The 16,168-nt window shown below is 29.7% G+C and carries 24 protein-coding genes; 23 read left to right on the top strand and 1 reads right to left on the bottom strand.

Going from position 1 to position 16,168, the window contains the following annotated elements; genetic code table 11:
* The first annotated feature begins 15 nt into the window (after window positions 1-15).
* The 23 genes from Q6H37_RS16855 to Q6H37_RS16745 all read left to right on the top strand — a co-directional run bounded on the left by Q6H37_RS16855 (window position 16) and on the right by Q6H37_RS16745 (window position 14,979).
* Window positions 16-504 carry a hypothetical protein gene (locus Q6H37_RS16855; RefSeq protein WP_318734276.1) on the top strand — a complete coding sequence of 163 codons (489 nt, stop codon included), beginning with the start codon at window positions 16-18 and terminating at the stop codon, window positions 502-504.
* Window positions 505-538: 34 nt separating this feature from the next.
* Window positions 539-1,030 (top strand): SMI1/KNR4 family protein, encoded by a 492-nt coding sequence (locus tag Q6H37_RS16850; protein WP_318734273.1) that lies wholly within the window; start codon window positions 539-541, stop codon window positions 1,028-1,030.
* Window positions 1,031-1,086: 56 nt separating this feature from the next.
* Entirely contained in the window at window positions 1,087-1,497 is a 411-nt protein-coding gene (locus tag Q6H37_RS16845) for a hypothetical protein (protein ID WP_318734271.1), read from the top strand.
* Between the two features lie 26 nt (window positions 1,498-1,523).
* On the top strand, window positions 1,524-2,093 hold the full coding sequence (locus Q6H37_RS16840; protein ID WP_318734268.1) for a DUF4303 domain-containing protein: 570 nt from the start codon (window positions 1,524-1,526) through the stop codon (window positions 2,091-2,093).
* Between the two features lie 54 nt (window positions 2,094-2,147).
* Window positions 2,148-2,774 (top strand): hypothetical protein, encoded by a 627-nt coding sequence (locus Q6H37_RS16835; protein ID WP_318734266.1) that lies wholly within the window; start codon window positions 2,148-2,150, stop codon window positions 2,772-2,774.
* 61 nt (window positions 2,775-2,835) lie between these two features.
* Complete coding sequence (locus tag Q6H37_RS16830; protein WP_318734264.1) at window positions 2,836-3,588, top strand: AAA family ATPase; 753 nt, start codon at window positions 2,836-2,838, stop codon at window positions 3,586-3,588.
* A 43-nt stretch (window positions 3,589-3,631) separates the two neighbouring features.
* The gene (locus tag Q6H37_RS16825; RefSeq protein ID WP_318734262.1) at window positions 3,632-4,285 is read left to right on the top strand and encodes a hypothetical protein; all 654 of its coding nucleotides are present in this window, start codon (window positions 3,632-3,634) and stop codon (window positions 4,283-4,285) included.
* A gap of 31 nt (window positions 4,286-4,316) precedes the next feature.
* Complete coding sequence (locus Q6H37_RS16820) at window positions 4,317-5,099, top strand: YwqG family protein (protein WP_318734259.1); 783 nt, start codon at window positions 4,317-4,319, stop codon at window positions 5,097-5,099.
* A 48-nt stretch (window positions 5,100-5,147) separates the two neighbouring features.
* Window positions 5,148-5,384, top strand: a complete 237-nt coding sequence (locus tag Q6H37_RS16815; RefSeq protein WP_318734258.1) for a hypothetical protein — start codon at window positions 5,148-5,150, stop codon at window positions 5,382-5,384.
* A gap of 44 nt (window positions 5,385-5,428) precedes the next feature.
* The gene (locus Q6H37_RS16810; protein ID WP_318734255.1) at window positions 5,429-5,806 is read left to right on the top strand and encodes a hypothetical protein; all 378 of its coding nucleotides are present in this window, start codon (window positions 5,429-5,431) and stop codon (window positions 5,804-5,806) included.
* A 24-nt stretch (window positions 5,807-5,830) separates the two neighbouring features.
* Complete coding sequence (locus tag Q6H37_RS16805) at window positions 5,831-6,277, top strand: hypothetical protein (protein ID WP_318734254.1); 447 nt, start codon at window positions 5,831-5,833, stop codon at window positions 6,275-6,277.
* 82 nt (window positions 6,278-6,359) lie between these two features.
* On the top strand, window positions 6,360-6,929 hold the full coding sequence (locus tag Q6H37_RS16800; protein ID WP_318734252.1) for a hypothetical protein: 570 nt from the start codon (window positions 6,360-6,362) through the stop codon (window positions 6,927-6,929).
* A 118-nt stretch (window positions 6,930-7,047) separates the two neighbouring features.
* Window positions 7,048-7,533, top strand: coding sequence for a hypothetical protein (locus tag Q6H37_RS16795; RefSeq protein WP_318734249.1), 486 nt, complete (start codon window positions 7,048-7,050; stop codon window positions 7,531-7,533).
* A 114-nt stretch (window positions 7,534-7,647) separates the two neighbouring features.
* A complete protein-coding gene (locus Q6H37_RS16790) occupies window positions 7,648-8,070 on the top strand; it encodes a DUF6892 domain-containing protein (RefSeq protein ID WP_318734246.1) in 423 nt (140 codons plus the stop codon).
* 14 nt (window positions 8,071-8,084) lie between these two features.
* The gene (locus Q6H37_RS16785) at window positions 8,085-8,867 is read left to right on the top strand and encodes an ankyrin repeat domain-containing protein (protein ID WP_318734244.1); all 783 of its coding nucleotides are present in this window, start codon (window positions 8,085-8,087) and stop codon (window positions 8,865-8,867) included.
* Between the two features lie 58 nt (window positions 8,868-8,925).
* Window positions 8,926-9,780, top strand: coding sequence for a WD40 repeat domain-containing protein (locus tag Q6H37_RS16780; RefSeq protein WP_318734241.1), 855 nt, complete (start codon window positions 8,926-8,928; stop codon window positions 9,778-9,780).
* 47 nt (window positions 9,781-9,827) lie between these two features.
* Window positions 9,828-10,256 carry a hypothetical protein gene (locus tag Q6H37_RS16775; protein ID WP_318734239.1) on the top strand — a complete coding sequence of 143 codons (429 nt, stop codon included), beginning with the start codon at window positions 9,828-9,830 and terminating at the stop codon, window positions 10,254-10,256.
* A 97-nt stretch (window positions 10,257-10,353) separates the two neighbouring features.
* Window positions 10,354-11,550 carry a hypothetical protein gene (locus tag Q6H37_RS16770; RefSeq protein ID WP_318734236.1) on the top strand — a complete coding sequence of 399 codons (1,197 nt, stop codon included), beginning with the start codon at window positions 10,354-10,356 and terminating at the stop codon, window positions 11,548-11,550.
* A gap of 97 nt (window positions 11,551-11,647) precedes the next feature.
* A complete protein-coding gene (locus tag Q6H37_RS16765; protein WP_318734234.1) occupies window positions 11,648-12,454 on the top strand; it encodes a DUF2262 domain-containing protein in 807 nt (268 codons plus the stop codon).
* Window positions 12,455-12,480: 26 nt separating this feature from the next.
* Window positions 12,481-13,203, top strand: a complete 723-nt coding sequence (locus tag Q6H37_RS16760; RefSeq protein ID WP_318734231.1) for a hypothetical protein — start codon at window positions 12,481-12,483, stop codon at window positions 13,201-13,203.
* A 13-nt stretch (window positions 13,204-13,216) separates the two neighbouring features.
* Window positions 13,217-13,723, top strand: coding sequence for an endonuclease V (locus Q6H37_RS16755; RefSeq protein WP_318734229.1), 507 nt, complete (start codon window positions 13,217-13,219; stop codon window positions 13,721-13,723).
* A gap of 15 nt (window positions 13,724-13,738) precedes the next feature.
* Window positions 13,739-14,320, top strand: coding sequence for a hypothetical protein (locus Q6H37_RS16750; RefSeq protein ID WP_318734226.1), 582 nt, complete (start codon window positions 13,739-13,741; stop codon window positions 14,318-14,320).
* 248 nt (window positions 14,321-14,568) lie between these two features.
* The gene (locus tag Q6H37_RS16745) at window positions 14,569-14,979 is read left to right on the top strand and encodes a hypothetical protein (RefSeq protein WP_318734225.1); all 411 of its coding nucleotides are present in this window, start codon (window positions 14,569-14,571) and stop codon (window positions 14,977-14,979) included.
* 143 nt (window positions 14,980-15,122) lie between these two features.
* On the opposite strand, the gene Q6H37_RS16740 is transcribed toward Q6H37_RS16745, so the two are convergent.
* On the bottom strand, window positions 15,123-16,157 hold the full coding sequence (locus tag Q6H37_RS16740) for an alpha/beta hydrolase (protein WP_318734222.1): 1,035 nt from the start codon (window positions 16,155-16,157) through the stop codon (window positions 15,123-15,125).
* Window positions 16,158-16,168: the final 11 nt, after the last annotated feature.

The following is a 16,168-nucleotide window of genomic DNA, read 5'->3' as shown; positions in this document are numbered from 1 at the left end:
ATAAATAAGGACATTGTGAAGGAAAAAGTTGAGAGTTTCTTAAAAGAAATTGGAGATATTAATTGGTTCATACATGCTAGTGAAGATAGTGATAAGTACACTGTTGTGTTATCTTTCATTGAAGCTTGGGATGAGTGGAACGATAAAATGCTAGAAGTATGGGGCAAGGAAAGTCATGGTATTGAGAAATTTGCAATTGACTCTATTGGTGATGATACGATTGATTTAATATTTAAAAGGGTTGCAAAGGAAACTGGACCTAAAATAGCTGAAGGATTAGCAAGGTTTCAAGATAGGTTAAAAAAGATGGGATTAGATAGTGATACCTATAGTTTAGATTATGAGATTATAGATTTTGTAAAAAGAGATGTGGCTTGGGCTTGTATAGAAATTGTTGTTGACAAGAAGGGATTTTTTAGTAGAGTTTTGGAAGTTCTTTCAGAAGGACGATGGCCATGTGCATGGGATGGAAATTATCCATTAGGACAATTTGTAGTGATGTGATAAAGAAGAAAAATATAAAGTTGGGGTGCAGATATTGATTAGTATTAAAGAATTTATAGAATGGGCTAAAGTAAGCTGCTGGAACATAAAAGAAAATGAAAAATGTGATGTAAATCTATCTAATAAAGTAAGAGAAAGATATAAGGCAATACCTTATGAATATTTTGAATTTCTTAAGCAAGTAAAACAGTGTATATCATTTAGTGAAAAAAGCTGGTTTCTATGTGAAGAAGAATATAATGGGAAATCAGATATTGCACTTAAATGGAATGAGTTTGAAATCTTAAGCTTAGAGGCTGCAGAAGATGATAGGGAATGGAAAAGCAAAATTGAAAATTGGTGGAATAGATATTTTCCAATACTGATATCGGTAGATAATGAGTATTCTTTTTATGTTATAGATATGGAAAGTGAAAATGGAACAATAGTTTATGGATGTGAACCAGAATTTGAAGAGGTAGATGTAGTTGCAGATAATTTCATGGAATTTTTGCAGATAATAGTAAACAAGGAAAGACAGCTATGATACTGTGATTTTAAAGATCCGGCTTTAATTGTATGTAGGCAAAGGATGGTAATGAGATGTATGCAAAATCATATATAGATAAATTTTTTAACTCAATAGATGAATATGCTTCAAAAGTTGAACTGTTTCGCATTGCTTATGCAGAATTTGAGAAATGCAAAAATCCTTCGCTGCAGTGGATTATTGAATTAAGTGAAATTATGAATTGGCAAGCAATGTCTGATAGATCAGGAGTTTGGACATACTATGAGGTATTGAATATTGATTCTAAACAAATATTAATTAAGAATTTAAAAGCCAAAAATGAAAGTGAAATTCTAAGCAAATATAGTGCAGGTATAAACAATTGTAATGATGAGGAAGTAATGGCTGAAATTGACGAGTGGATTACTAAGAATGAAACAAAAATCTATAAGTATATTGAAGAAATATTAATTACAAATAGGGAGTGGTTTTATAAATTATAAACGTGTTAAAGAGGAGGATAAATTTAATGCAATCAGAATTTAATTTTCAAAAATTTAAAGAAGAGGTTATTGTTGCTGTAAAGAAAGCTTTTTTAGAAATTATGGAAGAATACAAAGATTCTACAGTATATGCATTTTCACTAACTTGTGATTCAGCTGCTAGATCTATAGGAGTTGTGGCAAATACAAAGGAGTCATTAGAGGAACAAATAGAAGATGAAGAAGATAGGTATTATTATAAATTTTGTGAGCAAGAATGGGAAATATGGGATGCTGCAGATAATGAATTTCAGAAGATTAGAAATATGTTAGTAGAGTTTCAAGAAAATAATGAAGATGAAATAAGTGATTCGGAGACATGCATATACACAGAATTTTTTGAGGAATACAGAGAAAAAGTTTTTGATACATGTATACAAGCATTAATAGAAATAAAGGATGAAGGATTTTTTCAAAATAAGTGTAATGAAGATATCTTTATTAATTTTATGGTGTCTGAGTATTTAGATGAGGAAGATTCAATAGAAATCTTCAGCAAACTTAATAGTGGAAAGATAGTGAAAGAATATAAAGAACATATAGAAGATTTTATTTAGCAAATAATAAGATACATAGAAGAAAGAAGAATAAACGATTAGGAGATGATTTTTATGCTTAAAATTAGTGAAGACGAACAGGAAGTGTTCTGGGATAAGATTGTTGATTTAGGCGTTATGGGGAAATTTAAGGATATTTCTATAGATTTATATGGCTGTGATATAGCAGGAGTAACAGAAGACATGGCTAAAGAAGAAAAATTATCAAAGATTTCAAAATACTATGGTGAGAGATTTAAAGATGTAGAAGCTAATGTGAAGTATATAAATGAGCAATTTCTAATGTGGATAATAACTCATTTATGTGATATAGAATATCCTTTTTGGGAGTTTGAATTTAGGGATAAAAGTAATAAAAAATATCCAGACTATATAGTTGAAGATGAGAATGGACAAGTAATCCATGATTTTAATAATCTAAGTCCTATTTACAAAAAGATACAGGAATATAATGCGTATACCAATAAGGACAATTTAACTAGTTATGAAATAGTAGCTAAATATTTACCAGTACTTGATTTTAAAAAGCTTGTGGATACAATTGAAGCTAACAGTCTTGATACTGATGAAGAGAAAATACATTTTCAAGTTAGTAGTGAAGTCTGCGGTGGTATGCTGCTTTGTGCCACTTATGGAACTATACATGAAAATAACAAGTTAGAAGTTACACATAATTGTTAAATAAAGTGGATGTTAAACTTAATATCAATTTCTCTAAATAGATTGGAGGAAAAATTTACGCATGGAAAAGTTTAAATTAAATCAATATTTAAGAACAGTTAGGTTATGCAGGGAAGACATAGATTCATTTGATATATACCCATTTTCTTTAGAGGCAGTGAAAAATTTAAATACTTTAGATTTTCACCCAAAAGTAACATTTATTGTAGGTGAAAATGGAACTGGTAAATCAACCATACTTGAAGCAATAGCGACAGCTTGCGGCTTTAATCCTGAGGGAGGAACAAAAAACTTTACATTTTCCACAATGAATACTCATTCAGAATTATATAAGTATTTAAGGTTGGTAAAAGGTGTTAAACGTCCAGAAGATGGATTCTTTCTTAGGGCTGAAAGCTTTTATAATGTTGCAACTAACATAGAAGAATTGGATAGAGAAGGTGGAGGTCCTAAAATCATAGATTCCTATGGAGGAGTTTCACTTCATGAACAATCACATGGAGAAGCTTTTCTATCATTATTGATCAATAAATTTAGAGGAAATAGCTTATATATTTTAGATGAGCCTGAAGCGGCTTTATCACCATCCAGACAGATGACTATGCTTGCAAGAATACATGAATTAGTTCAGCAGGGTTCGCAATTTATAATTGCAACTCATTCTCCTATAATAATGGCCTATCCTGATTCACTAATATATGAATTAGAAGGTCAATTTAAAAAAGTAGGATATAAAGATACTGAGCATGTTCAAGTTATGAAGCAATTTGTAAATAACACTGAAAAAATGCTGGATATAATTATGAATCCATAATTCAGTAGAGATAGAGCATAATTGTTAAGTAGAGGAGATAAAAATGGAAATAGAAAGCGTAAAAGTTATTAAAGTTAAAAAAGAATACATGAATTCTATGGAGGGACAAAGTAAGTTAGTTAATATCATAAATGGTGATATTAATTGTGAAGAATTAATTGAATATCAGATTAGTGACTACACTATAAGTGAAATTTTTCGTGAGGATTATTATATTAAGAATTACCAGGAGGATAAGGAATATAAAAAAGAAAGAGCTGTTCATGCTTTATTGTTTGGAGTGAGTGATTTTAATTATACATATAGTGCCTGGGAGACTGAACTTGGAATAGAAAATCCAAGAAAAGAACAAATTGAAGAAAGAGTAATTCAAATGTGGGGTATAGCGCCGGAAGATAAAGAAGAAATTGAAATGATAGCAAGTAGTTTTGCAAATCATGATAACCTTGCCTTAAGATACATGTCAGTAGAAAACATAGAAAGAGTAATTTCTGATTTAGAGAATTTAGATGTATTAAGCATATGCAGAAGTATAGAAAAAGAACTTAATTTGCAGGGGATTTCTTTTGATGAAATTAGTGAAGGGGATATTGGATTTATAAACTCTTTAAAAGAATTTTTTAAAGAAGCAGTAAAAGATAGAAGTGGTATAGTATATGCTTTAAGTGACAGTTGTGATTTTTGTGAAGAAGATTAATAAAATTTTATTTAAGGATAGGTGAATAATAATGAAAAATTTAATTATAGAATTACCAGAAAGCTTAGAAAAATATAGGGATAAAATAGAAAAAACTATAAAACCATATGTAAAAATAAAATTAAAAGAACAAGAAACCAAACCCTGGGAAAGTAAATTAGGAGGAAATCCCTATTTAGAAATTGGCATGGAATATCCTAAAGCATCTAATGGAGAATACTTAAGATTATTAGCTCAAATTAATTTTGAAGAAGTTCCTAAAATAGAACCTTTTCCACAAAAAGGTATATTACAATTTTTTATATTACCAGATGATGTATATGGGCTCAATTTTGATGATCCATGTATGCAGGATACATTTAAGGTAATATACATACCTGCTGTTGAAAAAAATGAAGAAAAGCTAATAAAAGATTTTTCATTTTTAGGAGACTTAGAAGAAGATTGGTATATGCCTTTTAGCAGTGAAGGTAAAATGAACTTTTCATTAGAATATATGCCTATACCTTGGGATGATTATAGATATAATAATGTGTATAAGGATATAAGTTTAACAGATGAAGAAGATGATGATTATATGGAAAAATTAAATGCTGATGGCTCTAGAATAGGAGGATATCCCTTTTTTACTCAAGATGATCCAAGGGATGATGAAAAATTAAATAACTTCGATACTTTACTGCTTCAACTTGATTATGAAAAGGAATGTGATTTAATGTTTGGAGATAGTGGCGTAGCAAACTTTTTTATAAATGAAGAAGATTTGAAGAAACTTGATTTTACTAGGATTTTATATAATTGGGATTGCTGCTAATAAATTATGAACATTAAAGAAATTCAAAGATTATAGAGGTATGAAATTATGTATATAAAAGATGATGAAAATCGAATTGAAAGCCTTAAGCTATTTATTGAAAAATGGGCAGGTAAAGCGTTACCTGAATATGGAATGTCAGATAATGAGGTGCCTAAGTCTCTACCTAAGGCTTTAAGAGAACTGTATCTTTTTGCAGGTAATTGGCCTCATCCGAGAAAAAATGATGTTGGATATATTGAACCCTATAAGAACCAAAAAATTTTGATAACCAGGATTTTTTAATAGAAGTAGAAAATTTAGAAGAAAAAGATGGAAGAATAACTATTTTGTCTGAGAACCAAGGAAATTGGACTTGTGAAGTTGAGGCAAATAATGATAATTCATCAGTGTATAGTGATGCTGCTGAGGTATGGGATGAAAACGCATTAGGGCATGAAATTGTATGTAAATCACTTTCACATTTTTTAATTACTTTTTGTTTACAAGAATTGGTGTTTGGTAGTAAGTATGTTGGTACAATAAATGACAAATTTAGAATGGAACAAATCTTAAAAAAATCAGAACCACTTTGGTTGAATGGTTTTTATGTCAATAAAGAACGAGATCATTCATTTTATGTTTATGATGAAAAGATATTAATTATGGATTATGCAGGATTCTGGTATGCGTGTAATGATGAAAGTTCTCTACACTTAATAAAATAGTATTATTAAAATGAAGGTGATTTTATGAGATATAAAGAAGAAATTAGTTTTTTAGAAAAAGTGGAAGATAAAAAAGAGTATGAAATGAACAGTCGTGAAAAATGGACAGATGCACAAATAAAGGAATTAGTTGATCAGTACTTATGTATACCTCAGGATTATTTGGACTATCTTAAAGAAATAGGAACAGGATCTTTTAGGGAATGTCAATTTGTAGTTCATGGAGCTTTAGAAACTATAGAGGATCTTACAGGGTATGACTTGTATGATTTGGAAGATAAGAAGTTTCTAGTTTTTGGAGATAACTTTAGTGGAGATTTTTCAGGATTCCTTATTGAAGAAGAGTGGAAAGTTGCTGAGTTTTGGCATGATTGTGAAGAATTACACGTATGTGGACAAACCTTTCAACAATATATAAGAGAACAAATGTTAATGGATGAGAATGGCGAGGATACAAGGAAAAAATTTTAAGAAAGAGATTGTAATAATGAAATAAGATATATGTTTTGAAAATTTTAAAGAAAATAATAATTTAGAATTGGAGAAGTGGAAAATGGAGGTTAATTACTTAGAATTAAGGAAAAAAATCGTTGAATTTGCAAAAATTGAGGTTCTTAATTTTCTGAGGCAAAATTGTGGAAATATATATAAAGCTTTTGGTTTTGATGTAAGTGGTTTTTACGGCACTATTAATTTGTGCTTAGAGACAGAGGAACATTTTGATAGTGCCTTTGAAAAAGCATTTAAAAACTATGATAATATTTCTAGCTTAGCTAAGAAGCTAATGAATAGAGAGGACAATGCATTAAACAGTGCTTATATTCCTGTAGAATGGTCTCATGCTGATTTTGCTTCTGAAAATTATGCGGAAAATGGTTATTTTGGAGAAGGAAAATATGAGATATTGATGGAAGATGAGGATTGGAGTTTCAAGTTACTTAATATATTTTCACAAGCTCTTATTGAATTTTTAGATACTGAAGAATATCATTTAATACCAAAAGCTAGAGACTTTAAAGTGGTTTGTATGGATTTCGATGAAGCTAATGTTAGAGAGAGTGCTGAAAGAATGCTTATGATATCAAGTAATCCTGTATTTAAAATATTTAATTGTAAGGATTAAAATTATAATAAGTTGTTAATTTAAGGAATATTTAATAAGTTTGGACCTTATTAGGGGGTTTACATTTGGAAAGAACTTAATAAATTAGAGAAATAAGATTTAAAGAGATGGTGATATTGTGAGATATGAAAGAGAACTTGAGGCATTAAAATATATAGACCAATTAGATGCTCAACTAATTTCACATAAAGAAGAAAGAGAATTGTACTCTAAAAAGCAGATAGAAGAACTTCGAAAAGAGTATCCTCAAATTCCTGAGGAGTATCTTGAGTATCTTTCAAAAATAGGAGCAGGAAGTTTTGGAAAAGAGTTTTGCACTATTTTTGGGGATTTATGTGAAATTGAAGATTTTTATGATGAGAGTCTTTTAGAATTTTTGGATTTTGAAGAGAGAGTATTACAATTTGGGTGTGATCCTTCTGGTAAAGCTTTAGTTTTTCTAATTGATGAGAATTGGGAAGTAGGAGAAATTTGGGACGATGATTTAGGGAGTATATATAGAACCGGAAAAACATTTTATGATTATATTTCTGAAATAATAGATTGTCTTTACAAAGCCCAAGGAAAGAGCAATTTTATTGTGAATGACAAAAGTGAAAAATAGTAATTGATTGCAAATAGAAGATGATGAAGATATTATAAATGAAAAAGTAATTATTCTTAACGGACATCCTGGAGAAATTGTAATTTAATATGGAGTAAAAAGGAGTTTTTGAAAATGACAAGATATACAGATAAATCGGGAATATTTGAAGATTTTAATTTCAAACTTGTAGTAATTGATGCTTTGTTAGATAAAAATCCATCCTTTGAAGAAGAATTAAAAGCATTAATTGAGGAGTACACTGAAAATTATGAATGGTATGCAGATGTAGGACCTATAGAAGAAATGCTTAAATTCTTTTCTGAATTAAATATAGAACAAAAAGATTTAAATAAAATTACAGAATTATGCTTTGATGGTGGCAATGAAATTTATGGATATATACAACCTGATTGGGATGGAGAAGATAGTTATTTTGATGTTAAATCAATAAAAGGTTTTGAGCATGCTAAAAATTTAAAAGCTGTAGAGCTTATTAGCATGGTTGATGAAGAAGTTTTAGAGCCAATGAAAAAACAAGGAATTAGTATTGAATAGGAAGGGGTTAAAAAATGAATTTAAATAAGGAAGAAATAGAAAAATGCAATGCCCCTAGTGAACTTGGAGATGCGCTTAGAGAATCAGCAAAAAAAGGAAAACTAGATTTAGTTCAGTTAATTATAAGTAAAGACCTAGCAGATATAAATTATAACAACATGAGTAAGGATTTTGCAAATGAGCCTACTCCGCTGCAGTGGGCTGTAATTCGTGGAAATTTAGATATTGTTAAGCTTTTATTAGAAAATGGTGCAGATGTGTCAATAACTGATAAATGGGGATATAGACCTTTTAATGAAGCAGTAGAGGCAGCTAATGATAGATGGGGATATAGAGCTCTTGATAAGTCTATAGGAAAGCATGATAAAGAAATACTGGAGCTTGTTAAAAGTTATGAACCTAAAGAATGGCATGAACGTGAGTGGTGTATTGAAAGATTAAAAAAATTAGAATTACCTAATGATGTTATTGAATTTTTAGGTTCTGAAAATAGAAGAATAGACTTACAAGAATCTGAGTGGACAAATTATGTTGAATTTTATGCTCTTGATGAAGTAAGAACATTTAAGTGGAAAGATATGACTCTCGTTGATTTGGTATATGATGTAGATGATTATGATAATATAGGAGTAATATCCTGGATTCCAGAACATAAAAGCTTTGCATGTTTAGACATGGAACATGGAATGTTTGGTTTTATTAAAGAAATGACCTGGAGCGAATTTATGAAAAGTCCTGCTAAGTTTATTGATGGATCATTATCCTGGAAATTTTTTGACTTGGATGATGAGGAGTAGTTTGTAATTATTTTAATATATTTTGTGTTTTGAGCACATTGAAAGGAATGAATGCTTTATGAAAGTTTATGAACTGTATTCCTCAATAGATGGAAATTATGTTATTGCAGGGGCAGCTGAAAAAGATACTGAAATTTGGGACATGAGAACATATAAAAAGGTTATGGATTTAAAAACAAAATATGAATTAGGTGGTAAACGCTTGGCTATAGCTGACAATGGTCAATTTTGTGCAGCTGCAGCCTATAATAGGTTTGGGATAACATTATATGATGCAAAAGGTGGAGAAATTATTTGGAATATTAAAGAGATTAAACATATTCAAAGAATAAGCTTTACTGGAAATGATGAAAATTTATTTGTAAGTAATAATGAAGGCCAGACTTTTATACTAGATTTAGCAGTGGGAAAAATAATATCTAAAACAAATGGAGCAAAGAACATTATATATAACAAATATGGCAGTGATATAATTATGAATGATTATTATATAAAATATAATAACTACAGGATAGAACCAAAGAAAGAAAAATTAATTTTAGGTGTCTGCTGTTTGCCAAATGGATTTGCATGTTCAACTGTTGGTGAAGGATTATATGTATATAATACTGAAGGATTACTTATGTGGAAAGCAGATAACAATAAGAATGAGCATTTTGTCAGTATTTCATATTTAAAGAAATATAACTATGTTTGTGGAATAGTATATAAATATGATTCTCCAAGGACAACCCCATATTATGTAGTTTATTGCTATAATGCTGGAACAGGAGATTTAAAGTATGCACATGATTTAGATGAGGGATTTTCATATGCTTTTATTAAAGAATCAGAACAAATTATTTCTGGAAGTGGAAGAGTGTTTCAGTTGAATGAAGCTGGAGCTGATGTCATCAAACAAATTAAATTTTAATTTGTTATAGGATTTCAAAAGATAACTATGCAAAGGAGAGATTTGTAATGAGCAGAATTAGTGAATATATGAAGGAAATGCTTGAGATATATGGAGATAAGGTAGAACTTACTAAAAGTATTTATGATGAAAAGACCTTATCGTTAGCACCCAAAGCTTTAAGAGAGTTTTATGCTGAATATTCAAAGGTTGATTTACCATTTGGATATATATATTCTATTGAAAACTCATTAAAAGATTCAAAAGCTGAACCTTTTAAAAGTGAAGGCTTTTTTTCTTTTGGTTTTGATGGATACTTTTCCTATTGGTTATGCTTGTTTACACCTGAGGATGATGGTTTATCATTTACATATTGGGATCATGAGGGTGGAGAAGATATAGGCAGAGCAGTATATAAGGATATTATAGAATTTTTAGAAGCTGTGCGATCAGAATATGAAGAAAGCAAAGATCAATGGGATGCTGAAGATTATTAAGAATGTATTGTAAATAAGAGTTAATGATTAATTTTGAAAAGAAAAATTTAAGATGATAATAAGAAGTATGAGTGCTTTAAAGAATGGAGAACAATAAATGAACAGTGAATTAAATGCGATAATGGATAACTTTACAAGATTCATGAAAGAAGGATTTGGGAAAATTGGAGATATAAAAGACGAAAATAACTTTTTTTATAAAAGTGAGATTTTAGAATTAGTTAAGTATTGCGACAGAAATAAAGGTGTAATAGATGCTGTGTTATCACAAATATCAAAAGAATTTAATACCTATAATGAAATTAAGGCTAACCTTCTTTGTCATGTGTGTGGTGCATTAGTTGAATTCGGAGGTAATCAAGACATAGTAATTTCTCATGTAATTGAAAAAATGAAAGAAGCTTTAATATCGATAGCATCAAGTATAACAAAAAAAGAAGAAGAGGAAGATTTACATAAAAGAGTGAAGGTTTATGTAAGCTATCAAATCATAGATTATTTAATAATGGCGGCTATGACAATGCTTTCAAGAAATTCGTTAGAAAGAGAAAAACTAAAAAATGATAAAGATATACCTGTTTTATTAAGCATTGTCACTAATGATGTGGTAAAAAACATATATTACATTCAAAAAATAATGGAACTTACAGATAACTTAGAAATGACTGTAATACATCCAGATAAAAAGAAAGGATATAAGATTAAAGTAGACGGAGTGCAAAACTATTTTCACTTTTTTACTTTACTTCAAGGAGAATTTATAGAAAAGGTTAGTGATGAACTAGGCTTAGATAAAGGTTTATTAAATAAAACGGCAGTAGATGTGGCAAGAGCTGTAGTAATTCCTGATAGTTCTGAAAAAGCAGAGGACAAGGCTATATTTGGATATTACATATGGTCTGCTCTTAGTTTAGATAAAACATTAAGCAAAAATGTACCGCTTGAGCAGTGGGTGTATGGAGAATTAATGCCAAAGCATACACCACCTATTCTTGGTGAAAGGATAATTTTAATTGGAGATAATTTATTAAAAGAACGTATTTGGGATAGAGCATACTTTTCACCACTACATGATGCGCTGAAACCACAAGTTTCAATTATATCAAGGTTAAATGAAGCTGAAGTTGAAGAGTATTTAGATAAGATAGTTTTGGAAAAAAGAAAAATTGAACAAGCTAGTACAAATAATGAAAGTTCTAAAGTAATAGGGAAAGATGAAAAAGTGGAAATGAAAACTAAGGTTGAAGATAATGAAAGGGGCCTTAAAGGATTCTTAAAAAAGTTATTTAAATAAGTTTGCTAATTTACCATATGTTCTTGAGAAGTACAAAATTATTAATGTTTAGTGAGATTGATAGAAAAAGCAGCGTTAGCTAAAATAGGAGGAAGTTATGAGTAAAAAAAATAGCGAACTAAAAAGCTTTGAAAATAGATTTTCAGAGGAGATATTTGAGGTGGCTGCTGTAACAGCTTCTTTAGGAGTTGGTGCAGGCAAGGCAGGAGGAGAGGAGTTATGGGAAGCTTCCATAGATCTTATTGCCTGGAAAGATTTAAACAGCAGTGAACCATTAGTAAAAAAGGAAGTAAGACTAGCCTGGCTTACTGATGATAAAGGTTTAAAGGAATGGCAAAAAACTATTAAGGAAAGTTCTATAATTAAACTTAAACTTAGAAAAGGAGAAAAATCCTTTATGCTGGTGGAGCTTATAGATGCAGATTACAAGGATGAGGAACTTAAAAATATATTGCTGGAAGATCTAAAGCCAGTATTTTATGAAGATGAACTCCTTGGAAAATTTAAATTAGATAAGGGCATTAAGCTTTTTGAGACTGATACCACTTGGGCAGGAGAAAAAGGACGATTATATTTTGATCTAGATGAGGAAGAAACAATGAAAGCTTCTCTCAAAACTGCATATGAGCTTTTCAAAAATCAAAAGCACTGGAGTGATAAAATTAGAGAATATGCTGTAAGTGAGCTTTTAGATCTTGCAAATGACTGGATTGACGAAGAAGATGATATTGACGAGGTTACAGAAGAAATGTTTATTGAATCCATAGGGCTAGATACCATAAGTGTTTATCCTAAAGGTGAGTTTGAGATTTTCTTTTTTGATGGAGGCTTGTTTGCAGGACACTGCATCATAGTCAGTGGAAATATAAATGGAAATTTCGACTCAGCAGAAATTGCAGGATAATAGGATAAATTGAGACGAGGGGTAAAATGTGTAATTTAAGTACTAGAGCAATTGATATGCTTAATAAATCAAAAAAACAAAAGGTACCTAAAGATGATGAAGTTTTATTTAAGGGGTTAAAGAATAATGGATATCCAGCATATGATAGTGTTTTAAGATTTCAAAAGTTATATGCTGGCATATCATATAGGCTAGGAAAATCTAATGAAGGATTTTCCTTAGAAATGATAAGTTCTCAGTTTAATCCACGTACAATGGATTATGATTATTATGTAGATGCAGAAGAAATAGATGGGGAATATTATTTTGTTTGTGCAACATACCATTATAATGAATCAATATATATGGTAATAGATTCAAAAGGAAGAATTTATGGTAAAGAGTATAATGATAATAAACCATATTTACTAGCAGATTCAATTGAAAAATTTATTGAGAAAGATGCAGTAAAAAATTATTTTTTAGAAAAGCAGTCACAATGGGCTAGAGCAAGCTTTGAGGATAGCAATTTAAATGAATGGAAGGCTAGCAAAGAATATTCTTTGATAAAGATAGACGAGGCTTGTGATAGCTGCAGTACTTATTTAAAGGATAAAAATGATGAAATTTTTTTAACTGTAAAAAGGTATGAGGATGGAACAGAAAATAAAATTGTATATGCCTCTTCAGTGGAATTGATTAAAAAGTTATTTAGAGATAAATTGAAAGTGGCAGTTGGATATCCTATATATGAAATATATAAATTTTAGGAGGATAAGAGTAATGAAAAGTGTAATTGCAGCATGTTTTGATGTTTATTATTATGAAAATTATGCAAAAGCTAGTTGTGTTGTTTTTCAAAAAGATGAAGAGGAACATATTCTAGCGGAGTATAATGTGCTAATTGACGAGATAAATGAGTATATCCCAGGACAATTTTATAAAAGAGAACTGCCATGTATATTAAAAGTTTTGGAGAAGGTAAAAGAAAATTTAGATTTTATTATTGTTGATAGTTTTGTTTGGCTTAATGATAGTAAAAAAGGATTAGGTGGATATTTATATGAAGCTTTAAATTGCAAAATACCTATTATAGGGGTAGCAAAAACATTTTTTAAGGATAGCACAAATTATTTAGAAGTATATCGTGGAAATAGTAATAAACCTTTGTATGTTAGTGCTGCTAACTTGGATTTAAATGATGCTGCACAATTTATAAAAGAACTAAATGGTGAATATAGAATGCCAAAAGTATTAAAACGAGTTGATCAGTTATCTAGGGAAGCGTAAAAGGAGAAATGACATATGGCAAAGAAAACATTTAATGATGAAGTATATGGAAAAATTACATATAAAGAAGACTATTGGTTGTTAAAGGATAGAGTAACATTTAAGATAAATAATAAAGAAAACATTGCTAAGGCAGAGATAGATATTTATAATTCAATTTATGAAAATTTTAATATGGGACTAATGAGTGAAGGCTTAGTGAAGTTCCATAGAGAAAATCCAGAGCTTCTTAGAGCTGATGAAGCTGAAAAAGTAAAAAATGGACAAAAAGCATTGTATAAAAAATATCTAATAGATAATATTGATAAAACTTCTTATAACATAGAAGAAGCAGCATTACGTAAAAGAGAAGAAATGCTGGAAGATGAAACTGAAAAGACTTTTTCTGAAATAGTAGGAAAGGAAAAAGCAAAAAGGATTTTTCAAGCTAGAACAAGGGAAGAAAAGTTAGCTTCATTAGAGTTAAAAAGATTGAGAGTGTTTAAGGACTCAATTGAAATTGAATGTAAATGTGATTGGTTTAGTCCATCAGGAGGATTTGTTATTTTTAGTGATGGTAATGTTGAAATGTTTTACATTGATTCCATGAGTATTTAAATACTCATGATTATAGCAGAAATTCTGTTTTATATAAGAAAATTGAATAACAAGTGTTATTATTTTTATAAAAGATGAATTTTAACTTCTTGTAAAATTTGCAGCTGAGATTTTATGCCTGTGCTAATTTATGAATATATAAATAATAGATGGGTAATATAATATTGGAATTAAGGATTAAGTTCCCTTGGTTTACCAAAGCGCTTTTGTTTAAAAATATATATATTAACGGAAGGGGTAAAATTATTATGAATAACAATCAAGGCGATTTACAAGAAGCAAAAGAACTAAATAAAAAATCCAGAGCAAATTCAACTAGTGGAGCAATGAATAGTTCAGTAAGCAGCGGAATGACTAGTGGAACTAATAATGATGCTGATTTACAGGAAGCAAGAGTATTAAATGAGCAATCTAGATCAAATTCATCTTCAGGATCAATGACTAGCTCAGTAAGCAGTGGAATGACTAGTGGAATGACTAGTGGAATGAATGATGCTGATTTACAGGAAGCAAGAGCATTAAATGAACAATCTAGATCAAATTTATCTGGTGGATCAATGAGTAGTTCTGTAAGTGGTGGAATGAACAGCGGAATTAATGCTGATGATTTACAAGAAGCAAGACAATTAAATGAAAAATCTAGACAAAATAAAAAATAAGAATTTATGATGATAACTTAGGCATATATAAAGAAAACAGTAAATCAAGTATGCTTAATCCATACTTTGTTTTAAATTGTCATTAAAAAGTAATACCATATATAGATTTACAAAAATTAAATCTACATATGGTATTTTTATGGTTATGGTTTGGTAATTTTAAATTCTTTTTGTAAATATAATGAAATCTGATTTATTGCTCCATCTGCTTTGCTTGTGATTTTATCCATTGTAATAAATCCATGGGAGACACCCTTGTATTCAGTGATAGTTACATTATTTCCTGCTTCCTTTAATTTGTTTCCATAAGCTTCACCTTCATCCCTTAAAGGATCAACTTCTGCTGTTATTATAAGAGTATCAGGTAATTTTTTTAAATCTTTAGATAAAAGAGGAGAAGCATAAGTACTTTTTCTATCTTCTTTTTTAGGAATATAGAGTGATATATACTTTTCCATATCATTTATTGAAAGATTAATAGTATTAGAAAATTGTGACCAAGAGTTACTATTTAGTTCAAATATGTTTGTGGAGGGATATATTAACACCTGACAAGTTATAGGAGGACCGTTTTTATCTCTTGACATTAAAGAAACTACAGTAGAAAGATTTCCACCTGCACTGTCTCCTGCAACAGCTATATGATTCTTATCCCCATTTATACTTTCTGCATTTTTATAAGTCCAATTGAGTATGGTGTATACATCGTCCACTGCAATAGGAAAAGGATTTTCTGGAGCAAGATGATAGCCGACAGAGATAACTATTGCCTTGGAATTTTGAGAAAGCTTTCTGCAAACAGCATCATGAGTATCAAGGTCGCCTCCAATCCAAAAGCCACCATGTGAATAAATAACTATTGGAAGTTTATTGTTACTATTAGGTGTATATATACGTATTGATATCTTCTTAGAGTTTTCTGAAACAGTAACATTTTTAATGTTGGAAAATGGTATGGGTTTTTTGGACCATATAATGGATTGAGTATTTAAAGCTTCCCTAATTTGTTTTATAGATTTATTATCAATTGACTTAGGATTAAGTAGTTTATTTAATCTTAAATTTATTGAAAGATATGTATCAAGTTTACCAACACTTGTTTTAACTAAGCTCTTAATACCTAAAAAGATTGCTATGATAAATAAAATAACTGATACTGTTTTAATACTTTTTTTCATTATACTTACAC

Origin of the sequence: Clostridium sp. JS66 (assembly GCF_033561535.1) — a bacterium.
GTDB lineage: Bacteria > Bacillota > Clostridia > Clostridiales > Clostridiaceae > Clostridium_AM > Clostridium_AM carboxidivorans.
Note: the sequence above shows the minus strand (reverse complement) of the source record. Positions and strands in the feature narration are given on the sequence as shown.